The 26,474-nt window shown below is 34.2% G+C and carries 23 protein-coding genes; 16 read left to right on the forward strand and 7 right to left on the reverse strand.

Features of this window, described 5'->3' with window-relative positions; genetic code table 11:
* Positions 1 to 2 precede the first annotated feature (2 nt).
* Positions 3 to 518, forward strand: a complete 516-nt coding sequence (locus tag ACZ5CF_RS10230) for a DUF2892 domain-containing protein (RefSeq protein WP_464579273.1) — start codon at positions 3 to 5, stop codon at positions 516 to 518.
* Here ACZ5CF_RS10230 and cls read toward each other — a convergent pair whose 3' ends face one another.
* The 3 genes from cls to ACZ5CF_RS10245 are packed head-to-tail and all read right to left on the reverse strand — an operon-like array spanning position 519 to position 3,636.
* Positions 519 to 1,988, reverse strand: coding sequence for a cardiolipin synthase (gene cls, locus ACZ5CF_RS10235; protein ID WP_464579274.1), 1,470 nt, complete (start codon positions 1,986 to 1,988; stop codon positions 519 to 521). It abuts the gene before it with no gap.
* Entirely contained in the window at positions 1,988 to 2,926 is a 939-nt protein-coding gene (locus tag ACZ5CF_RS10240; RefSeq protein WP_464579275.1) for a lytic transglycosylase domain-containing protein, read from the reverse strand. Before ACZ5CF_RS10240 ends, cls begins: the two co-directional genes overlap by 1 nt.
* A 47-nt stretch (positions 2,927 to 2,973) precedes the next feature.
* Positions 2,974 to 3,636 (reverse strand): alpha/beta fold hydrolase, encoded by a 663-nt coding sequence (locus ACZ5CF_RS10245; protein WP_464579276.1) that lies wholly within the window; start codon positions 3,634 to 3,636, stop codon positions 2,974 to 2,976.
* Positions 3,637 to 3,846: 210 nt separating this feature from the next.
* Between ACZ5CF_RS10245 and ACZ5CF_RS10250 the strand changes: the two genes are divergently transcribed.
* The gene (locus ACZ5CF_RS10250; protein ID WP_464579278.1) at positions 3,847 to 4,161 is read left to right on the forward strand and encodes a GNAT family N-acetyltransferase; all 315 of its coding nucleotides are present in this window, start codon (positions 3,847 to 3,849) and stop codon (positions 4,159 to 4,161) included.
* 29 nt (positions 4,162 to 4,190) lie between these two features.
* On the opposite strand, the gene mtaB is transcribed toward ACZ5CF_RS10250, so the two are convergent.
* From mtaB to ACZ5CF_RS10265, 3 genes are all read right to left on the reverse strand, one after another.
* Positions 4,191 to 5,525, reverse strand: a complete 1,335-nt coding sequence (gene mtaB, locus ACZ5CF_RS10255) for a tRNA (N(6)-L-threonylcarbamoyladenosine(37)-C(2))-methylthiotransferase MtaB (RefSeq protein ID WP_464579279.1) — start codon at positions 5,523 to 5,525, stop codon at positions 4,191 to 4,193.
* Between the two features lie 108 nt (positions 5,526 to 5,633).
* Positions 5,634 to 6,809 (reverse strand): GlmU family protein, encoded by a 1,176-nt coding sequence (locus ACZ5CF_RS10260; RefSeq protein WP_464579281.1) that lies wholly within the window; start codon positions 6,807 to 6,809, stop codon positions 5,634 to 5,636.
* A 72-nt stretch (positions 6,810 to 6,881) separates the two neighbouring features.
* A complete protein-coding gene (locus ACZ5CF_RS10265; RefSeq protein ID WP_464580849.1) occupies positions 6,882 to 7,133 on the reverse strand; it encodes a type B 50S ribosomal protein L31 in 252 nt (83 codons plus the stop codon).
* 174 nt (positions 7,134 to 7,307) lie between these two features.
* Here ACZ5CF_RS10265 and ACZ5CF_RS10270 point away from each other — a divergent pair, with 174 nt between their 5' ends.
* The 8 genes from ACZ5CF_RS10270 (at position 7,308) to ACZ5CF_RS10305 (ending at position 14,633) form a co-directional block, all read left to right on the forward strand.
* Positions 7,308 to 7,826, forward strand: a complete 519-nt coding sequence (locus ACZ5CF_RS10270; RefSeq protein WP_464579282.1) for a DUF4199 domain-containing protein — start codon at positions 7,308 to 7,310, stop codon at positions 7,824 to 7,826.
* Positions 7,827 to 7,864: 38 nt separating this feature from the next.
* Complete coding sequence (locus tag ACZ5CF_RS10275) at positions 7,865 to 8,830, forward strand: glycosyltransferase family 2 protein (protein WP_464579283.1); 966 nt, start codon at positions 7,865 to 7,867, stop codon at positions 8,828 to 8,830.
* A 41-nt stretch (positions 8,831 to 8,871) separates the two neighbouring features.
* Entirely contained in the window at positions 8,872 to 10,590 is a 1,719-nt protein-coding gene (locus ACZ5CF_RS10280; protein ID WP_464579284.1) for a phospho-sugar mutase, read from the forward strand.
* The gene (locus ACZ5CF_RS10285; RefSeq protein WP_464579285.1) at positions 10,590 to 12,413 is read left to right on the forward strand and encodes an ABC transporter ATP-binding protein; all 1,824 of its coding nucleotides are present in this window, start codon (positions 10,590 to 10,592) and stop codon (positions 12,411 to 12,413) included. Before ACZ5CF_RS10280 ends, ACZ5CF_RS10285 begins: the two co-directional genes overlap by 1 nt.
* Positions 12,414 to 12,640: 227 nt before the next feature.
* Positions 12,641 to 13,189 (forward strand): RNA polymerase sigma factor, encoded by a 549-nt coding sequence (locus ACZ5CF_RS10290; protein WP_464579286.1) that lies wholly within the window; start codon positions 12,641 to 12,643, stop codon positions 13,187 to 13,189.
* A gap of 34 nt (positions 13,190 to 13,223) precedes the next feature.
* A complete protein-coding gene (locus ACZ5CF_RS10295) occupies positions 13,224 to 13,733 on the forward strand; it encodes a hypothetical protein (protein WP_464579287.1) in 510 nt (169 codons plus the stop codon).
* An 8-nt stretch (positions 13,734 to 13,741) separates the two neighbouring features.
* The gene (locus ACZ5CF_RS10300; protein ID WP_464579288.1) at positions 13,742 to 14,194 is read left to right on the forward strand and encodes a hypothetical protein; all 453 of its coding nucleotides are present in this window, start codon (positions 13,742 to 13,744) and stop codon (positions 14,192 to 14,194) included.
* A gap of 94 nt (positions 14,195 to 14,288) precedes the next feature.
* A complete protein-coding gene (locus ACZ5CF_RS10305) occupies positions 14,289 to 14,633 on the forward strand; it encodes a DUF6515 family protein (RefSeq protein ID WP_464579290.1) in 345 nt (114 codons plus the stop codon).
* A gap of 46 nt (positions 14,634 to 14,679) precedes the next feature.
* Here ACZ5CF_RS10305 and ACZ5CF_RS10310 read toward each other — a convergent pair whose 3' ends face one another.
* A complete protein-coding gene (locus ACZ5CF_RS10310; protein ID WP_464579291.1) occupies positions 14,680 to 15,735 on the reverse strand; it encodes a WD40/YVTN/BNR-like repeat-containing protein in 1,056 nt (351 codons plus the stop codon).
* A gap of 73 nt (positions 15,736 to 15,808) precedes the next feature.
* Between ACZ5CF_RS10310 and ACZ5CF_RS10315 the strand changes: the two genes are divergently transcribed.
* The 6 genes from ACZ5CF_RS10315 (at position 15,809) to ACZ5CF_RS10340 (ending at position 26,458) form a co-directional block, all read left to right on the forward strand.
* Positions 15,809 to 17,023, forward strand: a complete 1,215-nt coding sequence (locus ACZ5CF_RS10315; RefSeq protein ID WP_464579292.1) for an RsmB/NOP family class I SAM-dependent RNA methyltransferase — start codon at positions 15,809 to 15,811, stop codon at positions 17,021 to 17,023.
* Between the two features lie 6 nt (positions 17,024 to 17,029).
* Complete coding sequence (locus tag ACZ5CF_RS10320; protein ID WP_464579293.1) at positions 17,030 to 17,800, forward strand: endonuclease I family protein; 771 nt, start codon at positions 17,030 to 17,032, stop codon at positions 17,798 to 17,800.
* 91 nt (positions 17,801 to 17,891) lie between these two features.
* Positions 17,892 to 21,566 carry a phosphoribosylformylglycinamidine synthase gene (gene purL, locus ACZ5CF_RS10325; protein ID WP_464579295.1) on the forward strand — a complete coding sequence of 1,225 codons (3,675 nt, stop codon included), beginning with the start codon at positions 17,892 to 17,894 and terminating at the stop codon, positions 21,564 to 21,566.
* 147 nt (positions 21,567 to 21,713) lie between these two features.
* The gene (locus ACZ5CF_RS10330) at positions 21,714 to 23,492 is read left to right on the forward strand and encodes an AMP-dependent synthetase/ligase (protein WP_464579297.1); all 1,779 of its coding nucleotides are present in this window, start codon (positions 21,714 to 21,716) and stop codon (positions 23,490 to 23,492) included.
* 111 nt (positions 23,493 to 23,603) lie between these two features.
* Positions 23,604 to 24,050: a MarR family winged helix-turn-helix transcriptional regulator gene (locus ACZ5CF_RS10335; RefSeq protein WP_464579298.1), complete on the forward strand. Its 447-nt coding sequence runs from the start codon at positions 23,604 to 23,606 to the stop codon at positions 24,048 to 24,050.
* Between the two features lie 2 nt (positions 24,051 to 24,052).
* The gene (locus ACZ5CF_RS10340; protein WP_464579300.1) at positions 24,053 to 26,458 is read left to right on the forward strand and encodes a 3-hydroxyacyl-CoA dehydrogenase NAD-binding domain-containing protein; all 2,406 of its coding nucleotides are present in this window, start codon (positions 24,053 to 24,055) and stop codon (positions 26,456 to 26,458) included.
* Positions 26,459 to 26,474: the final 16 nt, after the last annotated feature.

Below are 26,474 nucleotides of genomic sequence, written 5' to 3' on the forward strand. Positions count from 1 at the left end.
TTATGTTTAACAAAAACATTAAACTAGTACTAGCCGTTTTAATTATTGCCTTTGCAGTTTACCAATTTATTGAAGGTTTTATTGGTAATGGTATAGCTCTTATTTTATTAGCCTTAATCTTTGTTTTCTTGTATTACAGAAACGAGATGATATTAATGGCTTTCTTAAGAATGAGAAAGCAAGATATGGATGGCACAAAAAAATGGTTAGATAAAATTAAAAATCCAGAAAGCGCATTAACAACCAAACAACAAGGTTATTTTTACTATTTACATGGTATAATAAGCTCTCAAGTAAATTTAACACAAGCCGAAAAAAACTTTAAAAAAGCATTAAAGCTTGGTTTAAATATGGATTATGATGTGGCAATGGCCAAATTAAGTTTAGCCGGTATTGCCATGCAAAAAAGAAGAAAAAGAGAGGCTACCACTCTTTTAAACGAAGCTAAAAAGTTAGATAAGCGCAATATGCTATCAGAGCAAATAAAAATGATGCAACAACAATTAAAGAAAATTTAATTACAATAACGGAGCCATTAATCTGGCAAACGATTCTTGGAGCTGTTGCATAGTAGAACGTTTTCTCCACTTGGAGCTATGCACCAGCTCGCTTTCTTTTAAATCTTCTGTAAATACTTTTAAAGCTTCTTTTGCAAAGGTCTCATCGTATACCAATGCATTAATTTCAAAATTAATATTAAAGCTTCTGTAATCCATATTGGCAGTACCAATGGTTGTAAAAATTTCATCTACAATCATCATTTTAGCATGTATAAAGCCTTTGGTATAAAAGTAAAATTTCACTCCGGAGCGCAATAGTTTGTCTATATAAGAATTTGTTGCATTTTTAGCCACCCAAGAATCAGATTCTTTAGGAATAAGAATTTTTACCTCTATACCGCTTTTAGCTGCTGAATGCAGTGCAAATAAAATTTCATCGTTAGGAATAAAATATGGAGTGGTAATATACACGCTCTTGTTTGCATTTGTAATAGCTGTAAATATTACCTCCATAATGTGAGCATCGTTTGTATCTGGACCACTTGCAACAATTTGAACTTCGGTTTTATTTGTTACTTCTACCTCCGGAAAGTAATGTGGTTCTACTTTAACGTCTTGGTCGCTTACAAAATCCCAATTCAGCAAAAAATTAAGTTGCAGTGCACCTACTGCCTCTCCCTCTATACGTAAGTGCGTATCTCTCCAGAAAATATTGTCGCAATTTTTTCCTTGTTTGTTGTTTATGTATCTATCAGAAATATTGATTCCGCCTACATATCCAATTTTGCCATCAATTACAGCAATTTTACGATGATTTCTGTAGTTTAATTTACTTGTAAACTTTGGAAAATAAACTGGCATAAAAGCATAACTCTCTACCCCACACAAATCTAATTTACGCTTAGCTGCAAAAGAAATACTGCTTCCTACGTAATCATAACTAAGTTTAACACTAACACCTTGTTTGACCTTCTCACAAAGTAAATCTATTAGTTTAGTACCTATTTCATCATCTTTAAAAATGTAATACTCTAAATGTATACTGTGCTTTGCGCTGCTAATGTCGTTAAAAAGAGCTTTAAATTTTTGGTCCCCATTTAAAAGTATAGAGACCTTGTTGTTTCTTGTTAGCGGAGCCTCTTGGCTGGCGTGAAGTAATTTAACAAGCTTAAGCTTATCGCTCAAAATTTCTTGATCTTCAAGGTCTAAACCTGCTATGCTGTGTTTAAAATTATCTTTCCATCTTTTAATGTTGGTTTGGTTTAAAATCTTCTTTTTCTTGTAAACTCTGCTTTTTTTATACTCTAATCCAAACAAATAATAAATTACCAGCCCTACAAATGGCATTAATGCAAGTGCAAGCAAATACGCTAAGGTTTTTGTGGGGTTAATTTTTTTTAAAAGAATGGTAATTGCCGTGGCTACAACCAGCACATAGTTAAGCCCAATAAGTAATTGCCAAGTATTGTTTGTTATGTACTCCCACATTAGAGTTTATAATAGCCGGGCTTTGGAATTTTTATAAGGTACTTTTTTCTTGATTTGTTATTTAAGTGCGCCTCACGTAGCCATGGATTATGAATTTTTAAAATCTTGTAGTTAATACCCTGTTTTTGCGCAAAGTCTGCAAAATTTGTAACAGCAGTATCTACCTCAATTTCTACAGTTGGTATTGGCTGATATAAGTGGTCTTTAGTAAAGTTAAAACCGTATTTTTTAGGATTAGATAAAATTTCTTTAATCGCTAAAATTCTAAATACATATCTGCCGGTTTCTTCTCCTAAAAGTAAATCGTAATAATTAGTTACTTGTTGTCTGTTTTGCTGTTTGGCAATGCCATGCATTCCGGCATTATAAGAGGCAGCAGCAAGCGTCCAGCTTCCAAATTTTTCTTTAGCCTCAAGTAAATACTTGCAGGCAACTTCGGTTGCTTTCTCTAAGTGGTAGCGCTCATCTACATTATTATTAACCTCTAAACCATGTTCTTTTGCAGTAGCTCTCATAAGTTGCCAAAAACCAGTTGCCCCGGCAGGAGAAACCACATTTTGTAAACCGCTTTCTGCAACCGCTAAGTATTTAAAATCGTCTGGAACTCCGTATTTTTTCAAGATAGGCTCTATTATTGGAAAGTATTTATTGGCTCTTTTAATTAACAATAACCCATTTGATTGCCAGAAGGTATTAACAAGCAACTCTCTGTCCATACGCTCAAAAACATCAGGATCTTGCAATGGTACTTGCTCTCCTGCAAAGTTTAAATTGTTCGGAATATCTATCGCGTAAACACCATAATCGTTATTTTCGGGTGTATTTGGAAGTTTTACATCTTTAAAATCTGATGGGCTACTGGTTTGTACAGCATTAATAAATATACTCGATAAAGCAAGCAAACCAACAAACATGAATCCTTTTTTTATATACTGCATTTCGACGATTTTTTTTAGTTTTTTAAATATAGTAATAAGAAAATTATTTACGATAAAATTAACTCAGGAAGGTGCTCATTAAACCATTTTGCACGATTAATTACAATAATATGTGTACCACCTTTAACCACAATACAATCTTTAATGTATGCAAGCGGGAACACCGCATCTTTCTCACCATGAATATGTATAGTGTTTGGTAATGGCTCTTTCTGGTTCCAATTAACAATACAATCTATAGCCCAATCAATATAGTTTTTGTCTCTTACAGACAAATATTTCTCGTAAAGCTCCAAACGCTTAATTACCGTTTCTCCAAAAGCATACTTGGCTAACAACTCTATGTTATTAACTAAACCTGTGGGCAATAATTTATGTACTTTGGTGTACTTAGCAAAAATCATTCTTTTGGGCAACTCTCTTTTACATTTAACGCTCGAAATGATTATTATTTTACGCACCGAAATATGTTTTGCTATTTCTTGCACTAAAATTCCTCCAAAAGAAACACCTATTAGCACCGGATTATTATGCTTTATTTTTTTAGAAAAACGCAAGGCATATTCCTGTAAAGTTTCCTTTTTTTTAGGAAGCTCCCAATCTAAATAATACATTTTAAAAGTATCTTCCGGAAGCGAAATAAACTCGAAAATAGAAGAATTAGCAGCCATTCCTGGCATACAGTACACCGGTATTTTAGTTTTTTGCATAAGGTTTTAACGGTTGCTAAATAGGTAGTTACGATTATTTTTTGTAAATTTGCATGGTAAAAATAACAATTTCCTGTACTGTCCCAACTAATTTATTTATAACAAATCATGAAGAATACGTAGGTATTTTTTCGTTTTTTGTTGTGTTAACAAAGAGTTCTAAAATACCTGCCTTTAGTGTTGATTAACCAGAAATGAAAACTGTATAATATGATGAAAACCTCAGACACCCTCACAGAAATCACTATTGTTGATAATGATTTTTTGAGGCAATTTGAAACCCGTGTAGATGGTCATTTAGCTAAAATTGAATATGCTGCACAAGAACGTAAAATTTTCTTAACCAAGTTGGTTATCCCTGAGCAAATTTCTGATGAGAGTTTTAAAGATGAGTTTATTAAAGCTGTTTTAAAACACATTGAAGAAAAAAATTTAAAAGTAGTTCCTACCAGTCCGCAAATAGCAAGTTTCTTAAGAAAAAATAAACAATACAAAGATTTGTTACCGGTAGGTATACGCATTTAAAAAAAGCCTCAAAAATTTTGAGGCTTTTTTTATGCAATGGCTTTACTGCTGTTAAACTTAAACCTTACCAAACCATCTTCATCTATTTGGGTAAGGGTAACGCTATGTAATGTATTAACCAACAACGGATTCCATGGGGCCTTAACTTTAACATAGTTTTCGGTAAACCCATGAATGTATCCTTCTTTATTTTCTCCTTCAAATAAAACGGTATGTGTAGTACCTATTTGGCTTTCGTAAAAAGCTCTTCGTTTTTTAGCAGATAGCCCTCTCAGCATTTTACTTCGCTTGTGTCTAACATTTTTAGGCACCACCCCGGGCATATTTGCTGCAATAGTATTATCTCTTTCTGAATATGTGAATACGTGAAGGTATGAAATATCTAAATCGGCTAAAAAGTTATAGGTTTCCAGAAAATGCTCGTCGGTTTCTCCCGGAAAACCTACTATAACATCTACACCAATGCATGCATTAGGCATCACCGATTTTATTTTTTTTACTCTATCCTCATACAGCTCACGCATATAGCGCCTACGCATTAATTTTAATATAGTGTTGCTTCCGCTTTGTAATGGTATATGAAAATGTGGTACAAAGGCTCTAGACTGTGCAACAACATCAATTATATCGTCTTTTAATAAATTAGGTTCTATTGATGATATTCTGAGGCGCTCTATACCATCTACCTCATCTAAAGCCTTAACTAAATCTAAAAAGGTGTGTTCGTGTTTTTTGTTGCCAAACTCTCCTTTTCCGTAATCACCAATATTAACACCCGTAAGTACAATCTCTTTAATTCCTTTGGCAGATATCTCGCGGGCATTTTTTAATACATTTTCAAGGGTATCACTTCTAGATATACCTCTTGCCAACGGAATTGTGCAATACGTACACTTGTAATCACACCCGTCTTGTACTTTTAAAAAGGCTCTGGTTCTGTCTCCTATTGAGTAGCTGCCAACATAAAAATCGGCCTCATCTATCTCGCAAGAGTGTACCTCTCCAAACTCTTTTTTGGTAAGATCGTTAAGGTAGTCTGTAATTTTAAATTTTTCTGTAGCCCCTAATACTAAATCTACGCCATCTACAGCAGCTAATTCTTCTGGTTTTAGCTGTGCATAGCAGCCAACGGCAGCAATAAAAGCTTCCGGATTAACTTTCTGGGCTTGTTTTACAATGGTTTTAAAGCGCTTATCGGCATTATCAGTCACAGAACATGTATTTATAACATACACATCTGCTTTTTCAGAAAAATCTACTCGTTCAAAACCTTCATTAACAAAGTTTCTGGCAATTGTAGATGTTTCTGCAAAGTTTAGTTTACAACCCAGCGTGTAAAATGCTACTTTTTTTTGCTGACCCATTACGCTTTAAAATTGGGGTGCAAATATACCAACAAAAATTTAGAGGAAAAACCTAATACTGTTTTTTTGCTTTGATTACCCAAAGCTTATTTACTAAAAATCAAACATTTAGTCTTTTCGCCATTTTTTAGTTTCATTAAATACATGTTGCAATATTTGCTTGTCGGCTTCAGTAAGCTCTATTCCTCTTCGTTGCATCACAATTTGTGCAACTTCAAAAGCCTTTCTGGTTTGGTAGGTTGTCATTCCAGATGCTCCTCCCCAGCTAAAACTTGGTATAAAATTTCTTGGAAAACCACTACCAAAAATATTAGCGCTAACACCTACTACAGTACCGGTATTAAACATTGTATTAATGGCACACTTGCTATGGTCTCCCATCATTAATCCGCAAAACTGCAAACCGGTTTTAGCAAAATTTTCGGTTTCGTAGCTCCACAACCTTACTTGCGCATAGTTGTTTTTTAGGTTAGAAGTGTTAGAGTCTGCCCCAATATTGCACCATTCTCCTAAAACAGAGTTGCCTAAATAACCTTCGTGTGCTTTGTTAGAATAACCAAAAATAACAGAATTGGTTACTTCTCCTCCTATTTTACAGTAAGGACCAATAGTAGTTGGCCCGTAAATTTTAGCTCCCATTTTAAGCACACTCCCTTCTGCTAAGGCTAAACCTCCTCTAATGAGCACACCTTCCATTATTTGGGCATTTTTACCAATATAAACAGGTCCGGTAGTAGCATTAATAGTACAGAAACTAAGTTCTGCCCCTTCTTCTATAAAAATGTTTTCTTTTCCAAGTACTTGAACGGTATCTGGTATTGGCTTACTTGTTCTTCCATTGGTTAAAAGCTCAAAATCTGCTTCAAGCGCTTGTTTGTTTTTAGAAAAAATATCCCATGTATGTGTTATTTGTTCTACTTTTCCGGTATATGCTATGCTTTTGTAATTATTAAAATCTACCTGATTCTCTACTTTGTTAGCGTAAAAAGCAACTATTTGATTGTTGTAAAAAACAACTTCGTTTGGTTTTAGGTTTTTAATAATGGTAACTAACTCTTTGTTAGGTAAAAACGAGGCGTTTATAAGTATGTTTTCTTCTTTTTCTTGTAACGGATATTTAACAGATAAATAAGGTTCTGTAAGTGTAGAGGTATTTGTGCCTAAAAAACGTTGCCACTTTTCTCTTATTGTTAAAATTCCAACTCTAATATCTGCCACAGGCCTAGTAAAAGTAAAAGGCAAGAGCGATTTTTTTGCCGGACCGTCAAAAAGAATATAGTTCATGCAAGTTATTTTTTTGTAAAAATAAAAAAGCCTTCTGAAAACAGAAGGCTTTACAATATATTGTTTGTAAACTTATTTCTTAAACTTAGCGTATTTGTTCTTAAACTTATCAATACGTCCGGCAGTATCTACTAACTTAGCTTTACCAGTATAGTAAGGATGAGACGTTCTTGAAATTTCTAATTTAACAAGTGGGTACTCTACACCATCAACCTCGATAGTCTCTTTTGTATCTGCAGTAGATTTAGTGATAAAGATATCGTTGTTAGACATATCTTTAAATGCTACTAATCTATAATTTTCCGGATGTATTCCTTTTTTCATCGTACTTAGACTTTTATTCTCGTAATTTTCGAGCTGCAAATTTATATAATTTTTACAAATCAACATCAATAATTTTTAAAAAATTTAATTCATTATTTTTTTACAAAAATTGTAACACTTTGTTGTAACTTAGTACTAATACTAACAACTAAAAAACTATAAAAAAACTCAATTATGGAACAACAACCACCCAAAACAGGAAAATTTGCTTTAACGTATGGTTTAATTCTTGGAGGTATTAGCTTGATTTTCGGATTAATGCTTTACTCTATGGATATGCATTATGAGCGTAACTGGACCATAGGTGTTATTGGTTTAGTTATTATGGCGGTAGTGCTTACCCTTGGCATTTTAAACTTTAAAAAAGCAAATGCCGGAATGCTAAGCTTGGGACAAGCTCTAAAAATTGGATTAGGAGCAGCCTTAGTAGGAGCACTCATTGGTGTTTTATACCAATACATTCAAGCCAATGTTTTAGATCCTGATTTTGTAGATAATGTTATGGAGCTTCAGCGTGCAGAACTCCAAGCTAACAGTAAGTTAACATCAGAGCAAATAGACCAACAAATAGAAATGGGTAAACAATATTTCTGGATTGGTTACCCTGTAGCCATTGTTATGAACCTTTTCTTTGGTTTTATTATATCGCTTATTGCCGGGTTAGTAATGAAAAAAACCCAAAGTGAATACTAATTTGTATTTTTGATTTCCAATTAAAGAAATCATAGTTCATGAACATATCAGTAGTAATACCACTACTTAACGAACAAGAATCATTACAAGAATTACACGATTGGATTGTAAACGTTTTACAATCCAATCGTTTTTCTTATGAGATTATTTTTATTGACGACGGAAGCACCGACGGCTCTTGGCAAACCATCACAACCTTATCTAAAAACAACAAAAATGTTAAAGGCATAAGGTTTTTAAAAAACTACGGAAAATCGCAAGCACTGCATGCCGGGTTTGAAATTGCAAAAGGCGATGTTATTATTACCATGGATGCCGATTTACAAGATAACCCCGAAGAAATACCAGAACTGTTTGCACTTATAACTAAACAGGACTACGATTTAGTTTCCGGTTGGAAAAAAAAGCGATACGATTCTGTTATAACAAAAAATATTCCCTCTAAACTTTTTAATTGGGCAGCCCGAAAAACTTCAGGACTTTCTCTGCACGATTTTAATTGCGGACTTAAAGCCTACAAAAAAGAAGTTATTAAGCATATAGATGTTTACGGCGAAATGCACAGGTACATTCCCGTGCTTGCCAAAAATGCAGGGTTTACAAACATCACAGAAAAAGTAGTACAGCACCAACCCCGAAAATATGGGAAAACTAAATTTGGTGCAGACAGGTTTATTAACGGCTTTTTAGATTTAATAACCATTTGGTTTTTGTCTAAATTCGGTAGAAGACCCATGCACTTGTTTGGCGCTCTCGGGGTGCTCATGTTTATAGTTGGTTTCTGCTCTGCCGGCTATATTGGTGTAGAAAAACTTTATAAGCTTTACCATAATCGACCCAGTATTTTAGTTACACAAAACCCTTGGTTTTATATTGCTTTAACTACCATGATTATTGGTACACAATTATTTTTAGCCGGTTTTCTGGGCGAAATAATTTTGCGTAACAGAAAAAGTGATAGACGATACACTATTAAAGAAGTTTCTAACATTGAATCTTTATAAAAAACGAATATTACATACCTTTGCTTAAACTTTAACGGCTTATGAGTATAGATTATTCGCAGGTTTTAGAAAAAGCACAATCTTGGCTTACCCCAACTTTTGATGAGCATACCCAAAAACTCGTAAAAGAATTAATAGCTACTGATAAAGAAACACTTCAAGAAAGTTTTTATAAAGACCTTGAATTTGGTACAGGTGGAATGCGTGGTATTATGGGAGTTGGTACCAACAGAATTAATAAATATACTTTAGGAAAAAACACCCAAGGATTAAGCAATTACCTTAAAAAGGTTTATCCAAATAAACAATTACAAGTAGCAATTGCTTTTGATTGCCGAAAAAACAGTAAAGAGCTGGCACAAGTAGTAGCCAATGTGTTTTCGGCAAATGGTATTAAAGTATTTTTATTCTCAGAACTTCGCCCTACACCAGAGCTTTCTTTTGCCGTTAAATATTTAAACTGCCATTGTGGTATAGTGCTAACAGCATCTCACAACCCACCGGAATATAATGGTTATAAAGTGTATTGGACAGATGGTGGGCAAGTTGTGCCACCACAAGATCAAGAAATAATAGAAGAAATTAATAGTTTAGATTTTGGCGACATCAATTTTGAGGCTAATCCAAACAATATTGATTTTATAGACACCAAAATAGATGAAGCGTTTATTAATGCCTCTTTACAAAACGGTAATTTTAATGCGCCAAACAAAAATAAACTAAAAGTTGTTTTTACTTCGCTTCACGGAACCTCTATAACCATAGTACCGAAAGTATTAGAAAAAGCCGGTTACAATGTACATATAGTTAAAGAACAGGCCACACCGGATGGTAATTTCCCTACGGTTAAATCTCCAAATCCCGAAGAGCCCGAGGCATTAACACTTGCATTGCAACAAGCCGAAGAAATTAATGCAGATATTGTAATAGGTACTGATCCTGATTGTGATAGATTAGGTATTGCTGTAAGAGATTTAAACGGAAAGCTAAGACTCTTAAACGGCAATCAAACAATGGTTTTAATGACCAAGTTTTTATTAGACCAATGGAAAAATGCTGATAAGATAACCGGTAACGAGTTTATTGGCTCAACCATTGTTTCGACTCCTATGATGAACGACTTGGCTGTTGCTTACAATGTAGAATGTAAAGTAGGATTAACCGGTTTTAAATGGATTGCCAAAATGATTAAAGATCACCCGGAGCAAGCTTTTATTGGTGGTGGCGAAGAAAGTTTTGGCTTTATGGTGGGCGATTTTGTTAGAGATAAAGATGCCGTTACTTCTACCCTACTGGCTTGCGAAATTGCAGCTACCGCAAAGGCCAAAGGAAGCTCGTTTTTTAAAGAGCTGGTTTTATGTTACAAAGAGCTTGGTTTTTATAAAGAAAAACTCATATCTATCACAAAAAAAGGAATTCAAGGAGCTGAAGAAATCAAACAAATGATGGCTAATTTTAGAAACAACCCTTTACAAGAAATAGATGGCAGTAAAGTGGTAATGTTAGAAGATTACTTAGCCTCTGAGGCTAGGAACATGATTTCTAATGAAACTGAGCCTATAAATATTCCAAAATCTAACGTGCTGATTTTCTATACAGAAGACGGCACAAAAATAGCAGCCAGACCAAGTGGTACAGAACCTAAAATTAAATTCTACTTTAGTGTAAAAACTACTTTAAATAGTATAGATAATTTTAATACTGTAGAGCAAGAGTTAGATAATAAAATAAACCGTATAATCACCCAACTTAACCTTTAATGAACTATTTTAAAAAAATACTACGTTTTGCTAAACCATATAAAAAATATGGTTTTCTTAACATCTTTTTCAATGTATTATACGCCTTATTTAGTGCTTTATCTTTTGTTGCCCTAATACCAATGCTCGATGTGTTGTTTGATAAAACACAACGTATTTATCAAAAACCTGAATTTACCGGAATTAGCAATATAAAATCATTCGGTAAAGAGTATTTAAATTACACTGTTACCCAATATGCCGGCGAAGACCAAATGAAAGCTTTGGTTTTTGTTATATCGCTGGTAATTACTTTGTTTTTGTTTAAAAACATATTTAATTACTTGGCAATGTATTTTATTACTTTTTTACGAAATGGGGTTTTAAAAGACATCAGAAACGAGATGTACAAAAAAATAGTTTCATTACCTATCTCGTATTTTTCTGAAAAAAGAAAAGGTGATATTATTGCCAGAATCACATCAGATGTATTAGAAATTCAGCATTCTTTTTTATCAATTTTAGAGCTAATTGTTCGTGAGCCTCTTACTATTTTCTTTACCATAATTGCAATGTTTGCCATTAGTGTTAAGCTTACCATTTTTGTGTTTATTTTTATTCCTATTGCAGGAATTTTAATTTCTAGAGTTGGTAAATCATTAAAACGTAAATCAGATAAGGTTCAGAAAGAACAAGGCACTTTTTTATCAATAATTGAAGAAACCCTATCGGGCTTACGTGTCATTAAAGCGTTTAATGCAGAAAATAAGTTCACAGAAAAATTTAAAGAATCTACCACTAAGTTTTTTCATTTTTCTAACAGCTTACTTAACAGGCAAAATTTAGCATCTCCAACCAGCGAATTTTTAGGAATTTTAGTAATTGGTATTCTCCTTTGGTTTGGAGGCAAAATGGTATTGGTAGATCAAACCTTAGACTCTTCTTCTTTTATTGCATACATGGGGCTGGCCTACAATATTTTAACTCCGGCAAAAGCAATTAGTAAAGCGTCATACGGAGTTAAAAAAGGAAATGCAGCTGCAGAGCGAGTATTGCAAGTACTTGAAACCAAAAACACAATTGTAGATGCTCCTAATGCCATAGAAAAAAACAGTTTTAATGAGCGTATTTCAATTAAAAACGTATCGTTTAAATATGAAGATGATTTAGTGCTTAAAAACTTTTCATTAGAAATAGAAAAAGGAAAAACCGTTGCACTTGTTGGGCAATCCGGTAGTGGTAAAAGTACAATTGCCAACTTACTAACTCGGTTTTACGATGTTACCTCGGGGAGCATAGAAATAGATGGTGTTAATATTAAAGACATTAAAAAAGAATCATTACGAGCCTTAATGGGAATTGTTACACAAGACTCTATTTTATTTAACGATACGGTAGCTAACAATTTAATGTTAGGAAAACTGGATGCTTCTCAACAAGAAATTGAAGAGGCTGCTAAGGTTGCTAATGCTTTTGAGTTTATATCTGAGCTACCAAACGGTTTTAATACAAATATAGGCGATGCAGGTGGCAAGCTCAGTGGCGGTCAAAAACAGCGTTTATCTATTGCCAGAGCAGTGTTAAAAAATCCGCCAATAATGGTGTTAGATGAAGCAACTTCTGCTTTAGATACAGAAAGCGAAAAACTAGTGCAAAAAGCACTAGAAAACATGATGAAAAATAGAACCTCTGTTGTTATAGCCCATAGGTTATCTACCATACAAAATGCCGATGTAATTGTTGTTATGCATAAAGGAGAAATTGTAGAACAAGGCACTCATAATGAGCTTTTGCAGCTTAATGGAACCTATAAAAAGTTGGTAGAAATGCAATCTTTTGAATAAATAAAGTACCAACAAAAGTTGGTACTTTATGGGGGACACAAATTTAGGCTAACTAATCATTTTATGCTGATTTTCAACAGCTTAGTGCCTTCACAAAAGTAACTAAAAAAAAGCCCTTATCGATTAAAAGTTTGTATTATTCGATGAAATACACCTGTGTTTTGTTCCATAAATTAAACCTTTACCGTTAATTTAGGTCTAATAAAAGCAGCTAAACAACCCAAATTTTGACTCAAGAAGCCCAATTAGTCGCCCAATTAAAAGACAAAACGCAACAAGAGCAAGCGTTTAGAACATTAGTGGTAACTTACCAAGAGCGCTTGTATTGGCATATTAGAAGAATTGTGTTAAACCACGATGATGCAGATGATGTATTGCAAAATACATTCATTAAAATTTTTAAAAACATTCATAATTTTAAAGAAAATAGTGCCTTGTATTCTTGGATGTATCGTATAGCTACTAACGAGAGCATTACTTTTTTAAACAACAAGGCAAAAAAGTACAGCCTTACAACCCAAGAGCTTCAAGAAAAAATGGTAAGTAATTTAACATCTGATGTATATTTTGATGGTGATCAAGCTCAATTAACATTACAAAAAGCCTTAGCCACCTTACCGGAAAAACAACGCTTGGTTTTTAACATGAAATATTTTGAAAACATGAAGTATGATGAAATTGCAGAAGTTTTAGAAACTTCTGTAGGTGCTTTAAAAGCATCGTATCATCATGCTGTAAAAAAAATAGAAGAGTATATAACTAATCAATCAAATTAAACCTTTTGTAAAAAAAATGGTCTAACAATTAGCAATGAAAAACAAAAAGAAACAACATAAAGTAATGCAACTTCCCGAAAATTACTTTACTGATTTTCAGGATAAACTTTTTGAGCGTTTAGAGGTAGATACCTCTTTCTTGCCTCAAACTGATGGCTTTATTGTACCAAAAGGTTATTTTGATTCATTAGAAGACAGAATAGCTAAAAACGTATTTAGTACTAAAAAACAAGGTAAAATTGTTAATATTAAACCTCTTTACTATTTGAGTGCTGTCGCAGCATCTATAGTTTTATTAATTTCATTAGGTGTTTTTAATAAAAAACCTGTAAGTTTTGATACTGTTGCCGTTACAGAAATAGAAGAATATATTCAGTTTAAAAGTTCAGATATAAGCACATTAGATCTTGCCAACTTATTTAACGAAAAAGAATTAGAGCAAATACAATTAGAGCAAGAAGTTATAGACGAAGAAAACATGGTAGAATACCTATCTAACGAAATAGACGCATTAAATAACATTAATTTAACCGATACAAACTAAGCACAATCATGAAACGCTTTTATTATACTTTATTGGTTTTAGTGTTCTTTTGTAGTATTACAACACGAGCACAAGATGACCGCCATAGCAAGATTAAAGCGCTAAAAATAGCGTACATAACAGATAAACTCTCTTTATCTACTGCAGAAGCTCAGAAGTTTTGGCCCATTTATAATGAGTACGAAGAAACTATTTCGCAATTGCGCAGAGTAGAATTTAATGAGATTAAAGCTAAATTTAGAAACCAAGGCTTTATAGATATGTCTGAACAAGAGGCAAATGCCGTGCTTTCTAAAATGCTAGACATAGAAACCCAACGGTTAGAAGCCAGAAAAAAATTAGTAGCTAAATTAAAGCAAGTGTTCTCTGCTAAAAAAATAATCTTGCTTAAAAAAACAGAAGACGACTTTAATAAAGAGCTTTTAAAACGATTGCGTAACAACCGCAAATTTAAAAACTAAAAGAGGCAAAATTGTCTCTTTTTTTTTATTTAAAATTAAACCTTTTTACACCCTCAGAGTCTTATATATAAACAAACCTTAAATCTTAAATGTTATGAAACTAGTAAAATTATTTGCTCTGGCTTTAATAGTTGCAATTACTTTTAGTTCATGTACTGTAACAGCCAGTGCACAAGCACCAAGAGCAAGAGTTGTAGCAGTAAAACTACATAATCCTAAAGTTGTTGTATTTAAAAAAACAACCTATTACCACGAAAATGGTAAATGGTATAAAAAAAGAAATGGTAAGTACGTATTTGTAAAACCACCTGTTGGAATTACAATTAGAACGTTACCTAAAGGTTACAAAGTTGTAACCGTTGGAAAAAAGAGATACTATACTTGCCACGGAGTATATTACGTTAAACACGGTTCTCATTTTAAAGTGGTTAAAATATAGCTGTAGGTTTTATATAGTTATTAAGTGGTTGGGTTTAAGGGCAGTTTTACTGCCCTTTTCTTTTAAAAGTAAGTTGTGCTATTCTGTTTTTTCCGGCCGCATAGGCTAAACTATCATTCACAAACCTGATTGTATAAAAACTTTCATCAGACAGGTGAGACCAGGTTTTGCCTCCATCATTAGAAACATCAATCCCTTTAAAACCAACAGCAACAATTTGTTTAGCATTACTATTAGGCACATACTGCACACAAGATCTGTAACCGGGCTCTCTATTGTTGGCAACTAATTGCCATGTTTTACCGCCATCTTTTGTAATTGCCTTATTAGCATTATTTAATTCTGGTTTTGTGTAATCACCTCCCATAACAATTCCGTTTTTGTCATCATAAAAAGCAACAGAGTATATACCTTGTGTGCTTTCTCCTTGTACAATTGGAGTGGTATAAACTTGCCAACTTTTACCCTTATCTGGAGAATAATAAACATTACTTTTTGCTCCGCCACTAACAATCCAAGTATGATTGTTAACAACAGCTATATTAGTATTGCTAGCCGCAAAAGCAGCTTCGTTTGGTGTTACAACCGGTAATAAATCACACGACAGTTTTGTCCATGTTTGTCCGCCGTCTCTGGTTATAATAACCGATAAGCAATCATCTGTTGGATCTCCCATGGCAATTCCTTCTTCATCATTCCAAAATACCATACTGTCATAAAAAACTTTTTCATGATGCTCTGTGTACACTAACTCCATTACTCCATTATCGCCTGTTTTGTATAACAATGCAGGGTTTCCTATACTCAGCATAAAAAAATCAGAAGCAGTATGAGCAACAGCTCTAAAATGAACCGGTACAGAATCATACATCATTATTGATGTGTTAACGGTATTGTTTTTTACATTGTATAAACCGTATGTTCCATTATTGGCTGCAAACGCTAAATTACCATCGTTTAAAACCTCAATAGCTCTTATGCTTAAACTGTCTGAGTAAACATCTTTAACAAGCACATTGCTTATGGGTTCTAATTCAGGTTGGTGCTTGCATGATAAAAACAAAACTAAAGCTGTAAATAATAGTAAGATTCTAGTGTGCATACTTTTTAAATTTATGCTAAAAATACAGGTTTGTGTTTAAAGCAATACCTTTGCAAGCAATTTTAATTATTGTATGAGACTACATAGAAATTTAGCCCTTGGAGTTATAAATGGTTTACATGAAATTTTTTTGAATAATGTTTATGCAGATAAAGCTGTAGAAAAACTTTTAAAAAGTAATAAGCGTTGGGGAGCTCGAGACAGGGCTTTTGTTGCAGAAACCATATATGATATTGTTAGATTAAAACGCTTATATGCTGAAATCGTTAGTGCTTATGAGCCCTATTCAAATGATGATTTATGGAAAATATTTACTGCCTGGGCTGTAATAAATAAGATAAATATACCTGATTGGGAAGAATTTAAAAACCCCAATTTTAAAGCTATAATAAAAGCTTACAACTCTTTACAAGAAACAAGAAAATATAGAGTTTCTATTCCCGATTGGCTAGACGATTTAGGCGTTAAAGAATTAGGTGAAGCTACTTGGACCAAAGAAATGGACGCCATGAATAGGCAAGCTCAAGTTGTATTGCGTGTAAACACACTAAAAACTACTAAAGAAGACCTAAAACAAATTCTATTAAAAGATAATATAGAAACGGTTTTCTTAGATAGTTATCCAGATGCATTGGTGTTAAAACAAAGAACCAATGTATTTAGAACAGATGCCTTTAAAAAGGGTTTATTTGAGGTTCAAGATGCATCTTCACAATTGGTTGCACCTTTTTTACAAGTAAAACCAGGCATGCGAGTTGTAGATGCTTGTGCGGGAGCAGGCGGTAAAACACTTCATTTAGCTTCCTTAATGAAAAATAAAGGTCAGATTATAGCTTTAGACATTTATAAAAATAAACTTTTAGAGCTTAAAAAAAGAGCCAAAAGAAATGGTGCTTTTAATATAGAAACAAGGGTAATAGATTCTACTAAAGTAATTAAAAAACTACACCATTCTGCAGATGCCGTTTTAATAGATGCTCCTTGTAGTGGTTTAGGTGTTTTAAAACGTAATCCCGATGCAAAATATAAACTTAAACCAGAGTTTATAAAAGAGCTTAATAAAACTCAAAAAATTATTTTACATGATTATAGTAAAATGGTTAAACCGGGAGGTAATTTAGTATATGCTACTTGCTCTATTTTACCATCAGAAAATCAAGAGCAAATAAAAAACTTTTTAGCTTCAGAAAACGGAAAAGATTTTACACTAATAAACGAGAATACTATTTTAGCACACAAAACCGGATTTGATGGTTTTTACATGGCCCTATTAAAAAAACATCAATAAAAAACTATGAAACTACTTACCTTATTTTTAAGCTTATTTATTTTAAGCTGCTCTAAAGACACTACCTCAACAAAAGTAACAGAGCAAGAAACCATAAGTTTTAACATCCCTACATCAATTAAAGAGTATTACAATGATGTTGTTTTTTACAAAAACCCTGATGCTTTAAAAGATGAGTTAGCAGCGCATACCATTGCAATGCACACAAATATTTTATCGTACGGAGAAAGACATAATTATTTGTATGATGCAGATGAGGATAGTAATAATCCTGAAAATGTTGTTTTAATTTATAGTAGCGAAAGCAGAAACAAAAACGAATACACATCGCCTAATAACCCACACCAGCCTCAAACTTTTAACACAGAACACGTTTATCCGAGGTCATTAATTGGCAATACTGCTATTGGAGACTTACATCATTTACGAACGTGCGATGCATCGGTAAATTCGCAACGAAGCAACTACCCCTTCACAGACGGTAGTGGTAATTATGCGCTTGTAGATGGCAACAAATGGTTTCCGGGTGATGAGTGGAAAGGAGATGTGGCACGAATGATTATGTATTTGAATTTACGCTATAATGAAAGTTTTTCTGATGTAGGCAGTTTATCATTATTTTTAAAATGGAATGCCGAAGACCCTGTTTCTGAAATAGAAATTCAAAGAAACACTATTATTTATAGCGCACAAGGCAACAGAAATCCGTTTATAGACAATCCATATTTAGCTACTATATTATGGGGAGGCCCGGAAGCAGAAAACAAATGGCAATAATGCTTTTTTTAATTCTCTGAAGTCCAAATATTAAACAGAAAAAATTACCTTTGCACTTTCAAAATTGTACAACAACACAAACTAAACATACATGATTCTTTTCTTCGGAAACCCTGAGCAAAAGGTTTATGCGCTTCAGGTAAACACTACACTTTCTGAGCAAGACATTAAAAAATTATCATGGCTTTTTGGCAACGCACCTCAAATAAACAAAGCATCTATTGATGCTTTTTTTGTTGGTCCCAGAGCCGCTATGGTAACCCCGTGGAGCACTAATGCAGTAGAAATTACTCAAAACATGGGAATAACAGGTATTGTAAGAATTGAAGAGTTTACATCCGCAACTCAAGATTATGAAGATTTTGATCCCATGTTGTCTCAAAAATATAGTGAGCTAAATCAAGATATTTTTACTATTAATATTGAGCCAGAGCCAATTAAAGAGATTGATGATATTGCTGCTTATAATGAAAAGGAAGGATTGGCTTTAAGCGATGAAGAAATAGAATACCTAAATAACTTAGCTACTAAATTAGGCAGAAAACTTACCGACTCTGAGGTTTTTGGTTTCTCTCAAGTTAATTCTGAACACTGCCGACATAAAATTTTTAACGGAACTTTTGTTATAGACGGTAAAGAACAACCTACATCGTTGTTTAAACTCATTAAAAAAACCTCAGAAACTAACCCAAATTATATTGTATCTGCTTACAAAGACAATGTTGCTTTTATACAAGGCCCTAAAGTAGAACAGTTTGCTCCTAAAAGCGCTAACAAGCCAGATTTTTATACAAAAAAACCCTTTAACTCTGTAATATCGTTAAAAGCAGAAACACATAATTTCCCCACAACCGTAGAGCCGTTTAATGGTGCCGCAACCGGAAGCGGTGGTGAAATAAGAGATAGATTAGCCGGAGGTAAAGGCTCTTTACCATTAGCCGGAACAGCTGTTTATATGACGTCTTACTCAAGACTAGAAGCAACAAGACCCTGGGAAAAAGCCATGCAAGAGCGTGATTGGCTATACCAAACACCAATGGATATTTTAATAAAAGCGTCTAACGGTGCTTCAGATTTTGGAAATAAATTCGGTCAACCACTTATTGCAGGTTCTGTTCTTACATTTGAACACGAAGAAGATGCCAGAAAATTAGGCTTTGATAAAGTTATAATGCTTGCCGGTGGTGTTGGCTACGGTAAACAAGAGCAAGCCAAAAAAGACATTCCTAAAAAAGACGATAAAATAGTTGTTCTTGGTGGTGAAAACTACCGTATAGGTATGGGTGGTGCAGCTGTTTCATCGGCCGATACCGGAGAGTTTAGTAGCGGTATAGAACTTAATGCCATACAACGCTCTAACCCCGAAATGCAAAAAAGAGCAGCCAATACCATTAGAGGTTTTGTAGAAAGTGATGAGAATCCTATAGTATCTATTCATGATCATGGTGCCGGCGGACACTTAAATTGTTTGTCTGAATTAGTTGAAGAAACCGGTGGAAAAATAGATTTAGATAAGCTTCCTGTTGGAGATCCTACCCTCTCTGCCAAAGAAATTATTGGCAATGAAAGCCAAGAACGCATGGGGTTAATTGTAGGTGAGGAATCTTTAACTATTTTACAAGAAGTAGCCGAACGAGAGCGATCTCCTATGTATGAAGTAGGTACTGTTACCGGCGATAATAGGTTTACATTTAAATCATCATCAACCGGAGATAAACCTATAGATTTAGAGCTTTCAGATATGTTTGGCAGCTCTCCTAAAACCATTATGAAAGACATTACCGTAAACAAAAAATACAGTGATGTAAACTATAATCAAAACCAAATAGAAACTTACTTAGAGCATGTTTTGCAATTAGAAGCGGTTGGTTGTAAAGATTGGCTCACAAATAAAGTAGACCGATGTGTAACAGGTAGAGTTGCAAAACAACAATGCGCCGGACCATTACAATTACCGCTTAACAATGTTGGGGTTATGGCGTTAGATTATAACGGTAAACAAGGCGTAGCTACAGCCATTGGGCATGCCCCAATAAGTGCTTTAATAGACCCTGTTGCCGGTAGTCGTAACAGTATTGCAGAAGCACTTACCAATATTATTTGGGCTCCGCTTGCCAACGGTTTAAAAAGTGTTAGTTTATCGGCAAACTGGATGTGGCCTTGTAAAAATGAAGGCGAAGATACTCGCTTGTATCAGGCTGTAAAGGGGTGTTCTGACTTTGCCATAGAGCTCGGTATAAATATTCCAACGGGTAAAGATTCGTTATCTATGAAACAAAAATACCCGAACGATGAAGTTATTGCTCCCGGTACTGTAATTATTTCGGCTGCAGCTCACTGTAACAATATTACTAAAGTTGTAGAACCTGTATTACAGCGTGATGGCGGTAAGCTATACTACATTAATTTTTCTCAAGATAAATTTAAACTTGGTGGCTCATCATTTGCACAAATAATTAATAAAATAGGCGCAGAAACTCCTACTATAAAAGATAGTAAGTTCTTTAAAACTGCTTTTAATACAATTCAAGAGGCTATTAACCAAAATTTAATTTCTGCCGGCCACGATATTTCTAGTGGTGGACTTATAACTACGCTTTTAGAAATGTGCTTTGCAGAAGTAGATTTAGGAGCTGCCATAGATTTAAGTTCTTTACAAGAAACAGACAGCATTAAGTTATTATTTAGTGAGAATACCGGAATTGTAATTCAGGCTAAACCAGAAATTGAAGCACTTTTAAAAACCAATAATGTCCCGTTTTACACAATTGGCACAGTTGTAGAAGGCGACAGACTTTTTATTAAAAATCAAAAACAATCATATAGCTTTAGCATAACAAAACTCAGAGACATTTGGTTTAAAACCTCTTATTTGCTAGACAAAAAACAAAGCGGAGCTGAAAAAGCAAAAGAACGTTTTACTAACTACAAAAAGCAGCCTATAACTTATAACTTTCCAAAACATTTTACAGGTAATTTAAACGATGTTGTTGCTCCTGCAATTGTAAAAAAACATAAGCCTATAGCTGCCGTTATACGCGAAAAAGGTAGTAACTCTGAGCGCGAAATGGCCAACGCAATGTATTTAGCCGGTTTTGAAGTGAAAGATGTTCACATGACCGATTTGATTTCCGGAAGAGAAAGCTTAAAAGATGTAAACTTTATAGGTGCAGTTGGTGGATTTTCTAATTCAGATGTTTTAGGTTCTGCAAAAGGTTGGGCAGGCGCTTTTTTATACAACGAAAAAGCAAATACCGCTTTGCAAAACTTTTTTAACAGAGAAGACACCTTGTCATTAGGCATTTGTAACGGATGTCAATTATTTATTGAATTAGGCTTAATAAATCCTACGCATCAACAAAAACCTAAAATGCTTCATAACGACTCTCATAAGTTTGAATGTACATTTAGTGCAGTTACAATACAACCTAACAACTCAATAATGCTTAAAAGTTTAGCTGGTGCTACATTAGGAATTTGGTCTGCGCACGGAGAGGGAAAATTTAGTTTTCCGTATAGTGAAGACAAATATAATATTGTGGCCAAATTCCAGCACGAAGGTTACCCATCTAACCCTAACGGATCTGACTTTAATACAGCCATGTTAGCTTCAGATTGTGGTAGACATTTAGTTACAATGCCACACTTTGAACGCTCAATTTTCCCATGGAACTGGGGCTACTATCCTAAAAACCGAAAAGATCAAGTTTCACCATGGTTAGAAGCCTTTGTAAACGCCAGAAAATGGGTAGAACTGCATAAATAAATACCAAACGGTTAAGAAAAAGAGCGTGCTAATGCACGCTCTTTTAACTTTAACTCCCTCAAATAAAAGCAAGTACAGTATAGTTTACTTGTGCTTTGTTAAATGCCATTATTTTTTTACTTTGCAATACTGCATTAAAAACTAATTATGGCGACAAAAATTACCCGATTATTTGACTTTCCATATTACCAGTTAGAACAATATAATTTAAGCAAAGCTTTTACCACAAAATATAATGGTAATTGGCATTCTATTTCTACTAAAGAGTATATAGATAAAGCCAATGCTATAAGTAGAGCGCTTGTAAAATTAGGAGTTCAACCTAATGATAAGATTGCGGTTATTAGTACAAATAACAGAACAGAATGGAATGTAGTAGATATTGGAATTTTACAAATTGGTGCTCAAAACGTTCCTATATACCCTACAATCTCTAAAGAAGATTACGAGTACATTTTAAATCATTCAGAATCTATTTTTTGTTTCGTTTCAGATAAAGAATTATTAGAAAAACTTAAAGCTGTAAAAGACAACACTAAGCTAAAAGGTATTTATACTTTTGATGATATTAAAGGAGAACCTAACTGGAAAGAGCTTTTAGAGCTTGGCAAAGACGAAAGTTTACAAGAAGAAGTAGAAAAAAGAAAAGAAGCTGTAAAACCTTCAGATTTAGCTACACTAATTTACACTTCCGGAACCACCGGAAAGCCCAAAGGTGTAATGCTGTCACATAACAATATTGTTTCAAATGTTATAGATAGCGAAAAACGCGTTCCCCTTCATCACGGTAAAGCTCGCGCATTAAGTTTTTTACCGGTATGTCATGTCTTTGAACGCATGATTTTATACCTATATCAATATTGTGGTATAGAAATTTTCTTTGCAGAATCTATCGAGAAAATTAGCGATAACCTAAAAGAAGTAAAACCCCATGTAATGACAGCCGTACCAAGGCTTTACGAAAAAGTATATGATAAAATTTATGCGCGAGGTGAAGATTTAAGTGGTATCAAGAAAAAATTATTCTACTGGGCAATAGAACTTGGTTTAAAATATGAGCCTTACGGAGCAAATGGTTGGTGGTATGAGTTTAAACTTAAGATTGCCAGAAAACTAATTTTCAGTAAATGGAAAGAAGCCTTAGGAGGCAATTTAACACTGATGGTTTCCGGTAGTGCCGCATTACAACCTCGTTTAGCCAGAGTTTTCGCTGCAGCCGAATTACCAATTATGGAAGGCTATGGCTTAACCGAAACCTCACCGGTTGTTTCTGTAAACGATCAGCGCAACAGAGGCTTTAAAATAGGTACAGTTGGTAAAGTAATAGATAATGTAGAGGTTAAAATTGCCGACGACGGAGAAATATTAGTTAAAGGCCCGAATGTAATGATGGGATATTACAAAGATCCTGATAAAACTGCCGAAGTGATATCTGGAGATTACTTTCACACCGGAGATATTGGAGAAATAGATGAAGAAGGCTTTTTAAAAATTACAGACCGTAAAAAAGAAATGTTTAAAACCTCCGGAGGTAAGTACATTGCTCCTGCACTTATAGAAAATCAGCTTAAACAGTCTCGTTTTATAGAACAAGCCATGGTTATAGGCGAAGGAGAAAAAATGCCTGCAGCGCTTATTCAAATAAACTTTGAATTTGTAAAAGAATGGGCAAAGCGTCATAATATTGATTACATAAGTGATGAAGAAATTGTTAAAAACCCAAAACTAATTTCCAGAATACAAGAAGAAGTAGATTTTGCTAATGAGAAGTTTGGTAAATGGGAAAAAATTAAGCGCTTTGAACTTACTCCGGATATCTGGAGCATAGATGGTGGTCACCTTACCCCTACAATGAAGCTTAAACGAAGAGTTATAAAAGATATTTACAAAGATCTCTACAACAAAATTTACGAACACGATAAATAAAACATTATTTAAGCCCTCTCTTTAAAGGGCTTTTTTTTAATATTTTTTTTACATTTTTATTATGCATGCATAATAAATATTTTTTATATTTGGGTGCATTTCAAAAATTAAATGAAAGAAAAAACTATAGATTACGCATTACGTACAACATGGCAAGCCGTTGCCAGAATGTATAACGAAGAAGCCGGTAAAGAAGGATCTACCATGGCAACCGGGTTTACGTTGCTAAGCATAGACCCGGAAGACGGAACACCTTCTACCGCTCTCGGACCAAGAATGGGTATGGAATCTACCAGTCTGTCTAGAATACTAAAAAGTATGGAAGAAAAAGGGTTAATAGAAAGAAAGCCCAATCCAAACGATGGTCGTAGTGTTCTTATATACTTAACAGATTTTGGTAAAGAAAAAAGAGAGTTTTCTAAAAAAGTAGTGCTTAGGTTTAACGAAGTTGTAAAACAACACGTATCACAAGAGAAATTACTTCACTTTTTTGAAGTAACAGAAATCATAAACGAGTTAATAACAGAAAAAAAAATATATAACAATAATCAACCATAACAATGATTAGAAGAATTAACAAAGTAGCCGTTATTGGATCTGGAATTATGGGAAGTGGTATTGCCTGTCATTTTGCCAATATTGGTGCAGAGGTATTACTACTAGATATCGTCCCTAGAGAATTAGATGAAAAAGAAAAAGCTAAAGGACTTACACTGCAAGACAAAGCAGTTAGAAACAGAATTGTAAATAACAATTTAGCAAATGCCCTAAAATCTAATCCATCTCCAATTTATCATAAAAAATTTGCAAACAGAATTGCAACCGGAAACCTTGAAGACGATTTACATAAAATAAAAGATGTAGATTGGATTATTGAGGTAGTTGTTGAACGCTTAGATATTAAACAAAAGGTTTTTGAACAAATAGAAAAGCACAGAACTCCGGGAACTTTAGTTACCTCTAACACCTCGGGAATTCCTATTAAGTTTATGAATGAAGGCCGAAGTGAAGATTTTCAGCAACATTTTGCCGTAACGCACTTTTTTAACCCTCCTCGTTATTTAAAATTATTTGAGGTTGTACCGGGACCCAACTGTAAAAAAGAAGTGGTAGATTTCTTAATGATGTACGGAGAGAAATTTTTAGGCAAAACCTCTGTGCTTGCAAAAGATACACCTGCCTTTATTGGTAACAGAATTGGGATTTTCGGTATTCAAAGTCTATTCCATCAAGTAAAAGAAATGGGGCTTACCGTAGAAGAAGTAGATAAACTAACCGGACCTGTAATTGGCCGTCCTAAATCTGCAACTTTCAGAACTGTAGATGTTGTTGGGTTAGACACCTTAGTGCATGTAGCTAACGGTATTTATGAAAACTGCCCTAATGATGAGGCACACGACTTATTTAAGCTACCGGATTTTATTAAAACAATGGTAGATAATAAATGGCTGGGTAGCAAAACCGGACAAGGATTTTACAAAAAAGTAAAAGGCGAAAATGGTAAAAGTGAAATTTTAGCATTAGACCTTGATACATTAGAATACAGAAAAACACAAAAAGCAAAGTTTGCCACTTTAGAGCTTACTAAAACAATAGATAGACCAATAGACAGGTTTAAAGTTTTAGTAAACGGCAAAGACAAAGCAGGAGAATTTTACCGTAAAAACTTCGGTTCATTATTTGCCTATGTACAAAATAGAATTCCTGAAATTTCAGATGAGCTATATCGTATAGATGATGCTATGAAAGCTGGTTTTGGGTGGGAAAACGGTCCATTCGAAATTTGGGATGCTATTGGTGTTAAAGAAGGTGTTGCCTTAATTAAAGACCTTGGTAAAGAGCCTGCAGAGTGGGTAACTAATATGCTAGAAAAAGGCATAGAAAGTTTTTATACCGTAAAAGATGGGGCTACGTATTATTATGATATTCCAAAGCAAGAATATGTTAAAAAACCAGGTCAAGATGCTTTCATTATTCTAGATAACATCAGAAAATCTAATGAAGTTTGGAAAAACAGTGAAGCTGTAATAGAAGACCTCGGAGACGGCATTTTAAACTTAGAGTTTAGAAGTAAAATGAATACCATAGGAGGTGGTGTTCTTCAGGGAATAAATAAAGCAATAGATTTAGCCGAGAAAAATTACCAAGGATTGGTAATTGGCAACCAAGGCGCTAACTTTTCGGTAGGAGCTAACATCGGAATGATTTTTATGATGGCTGTAGAGCAAGAATACGATGAGCTAAATATGGCCATAAAAATGTTCCAAGATACAATGATGCGTGCACGTTACTCTTCTATTCCGGTAGTTGTAGCTCCCCACGGCATGACACTAGGTGGCGGTTGTGAGCTTTCTATGCACGCAGATAAAGTAGTTGCTGCTGCAGAAAGTTACATTGGCCTTGTAGAATTTGGTGTAGGTGTTATCCCTGGTGGTGGCGGTAGCAAAGAAATGACTCTTAGAGCTGCAGATAGTTTCGAGAAAAACGATGTAGAACTTAATCGTTTACGAGAGCATTTTTTAACAATTGCAATGGCAAAAGTATCAACTTCTGCTTATGAAGCTTTTGATTTAAAAATTCTTCAACCGGGTAAAGATGTCGTTGTTGTAAACAAAGACCGCCAAATTGCAGAAGCCAAAAAGCATGCGTTACTTATGGCAGAAGCAGGTTACACAAAGCCAATTCAGCGTAAAGATATTAAAGTGCTTGGTAAGCAAGCATTAGGAATGTTTTTGGTAGGAACAGATTCTATGGAAGCCGGAAACTATATAAGCGAACACGATAAGAAAATAGCAAATAAATTAGCTTACGTAATGGCCGGAGGTGATTTATCTGAGCCTACACTCGTATCAGAACAATACCTATTAGACCTTGAACGTGAGGCCTTTTTAAGCCTATGTACAGAACGTAAAACGTTAGAACGCATTCAGCACATGTTAAAAACTGGTAAACCGTTAAGAAACTAAAAAACATTTAGACACT

This window comes from Lutaonella thermophila, assembly GCF_055387725.1.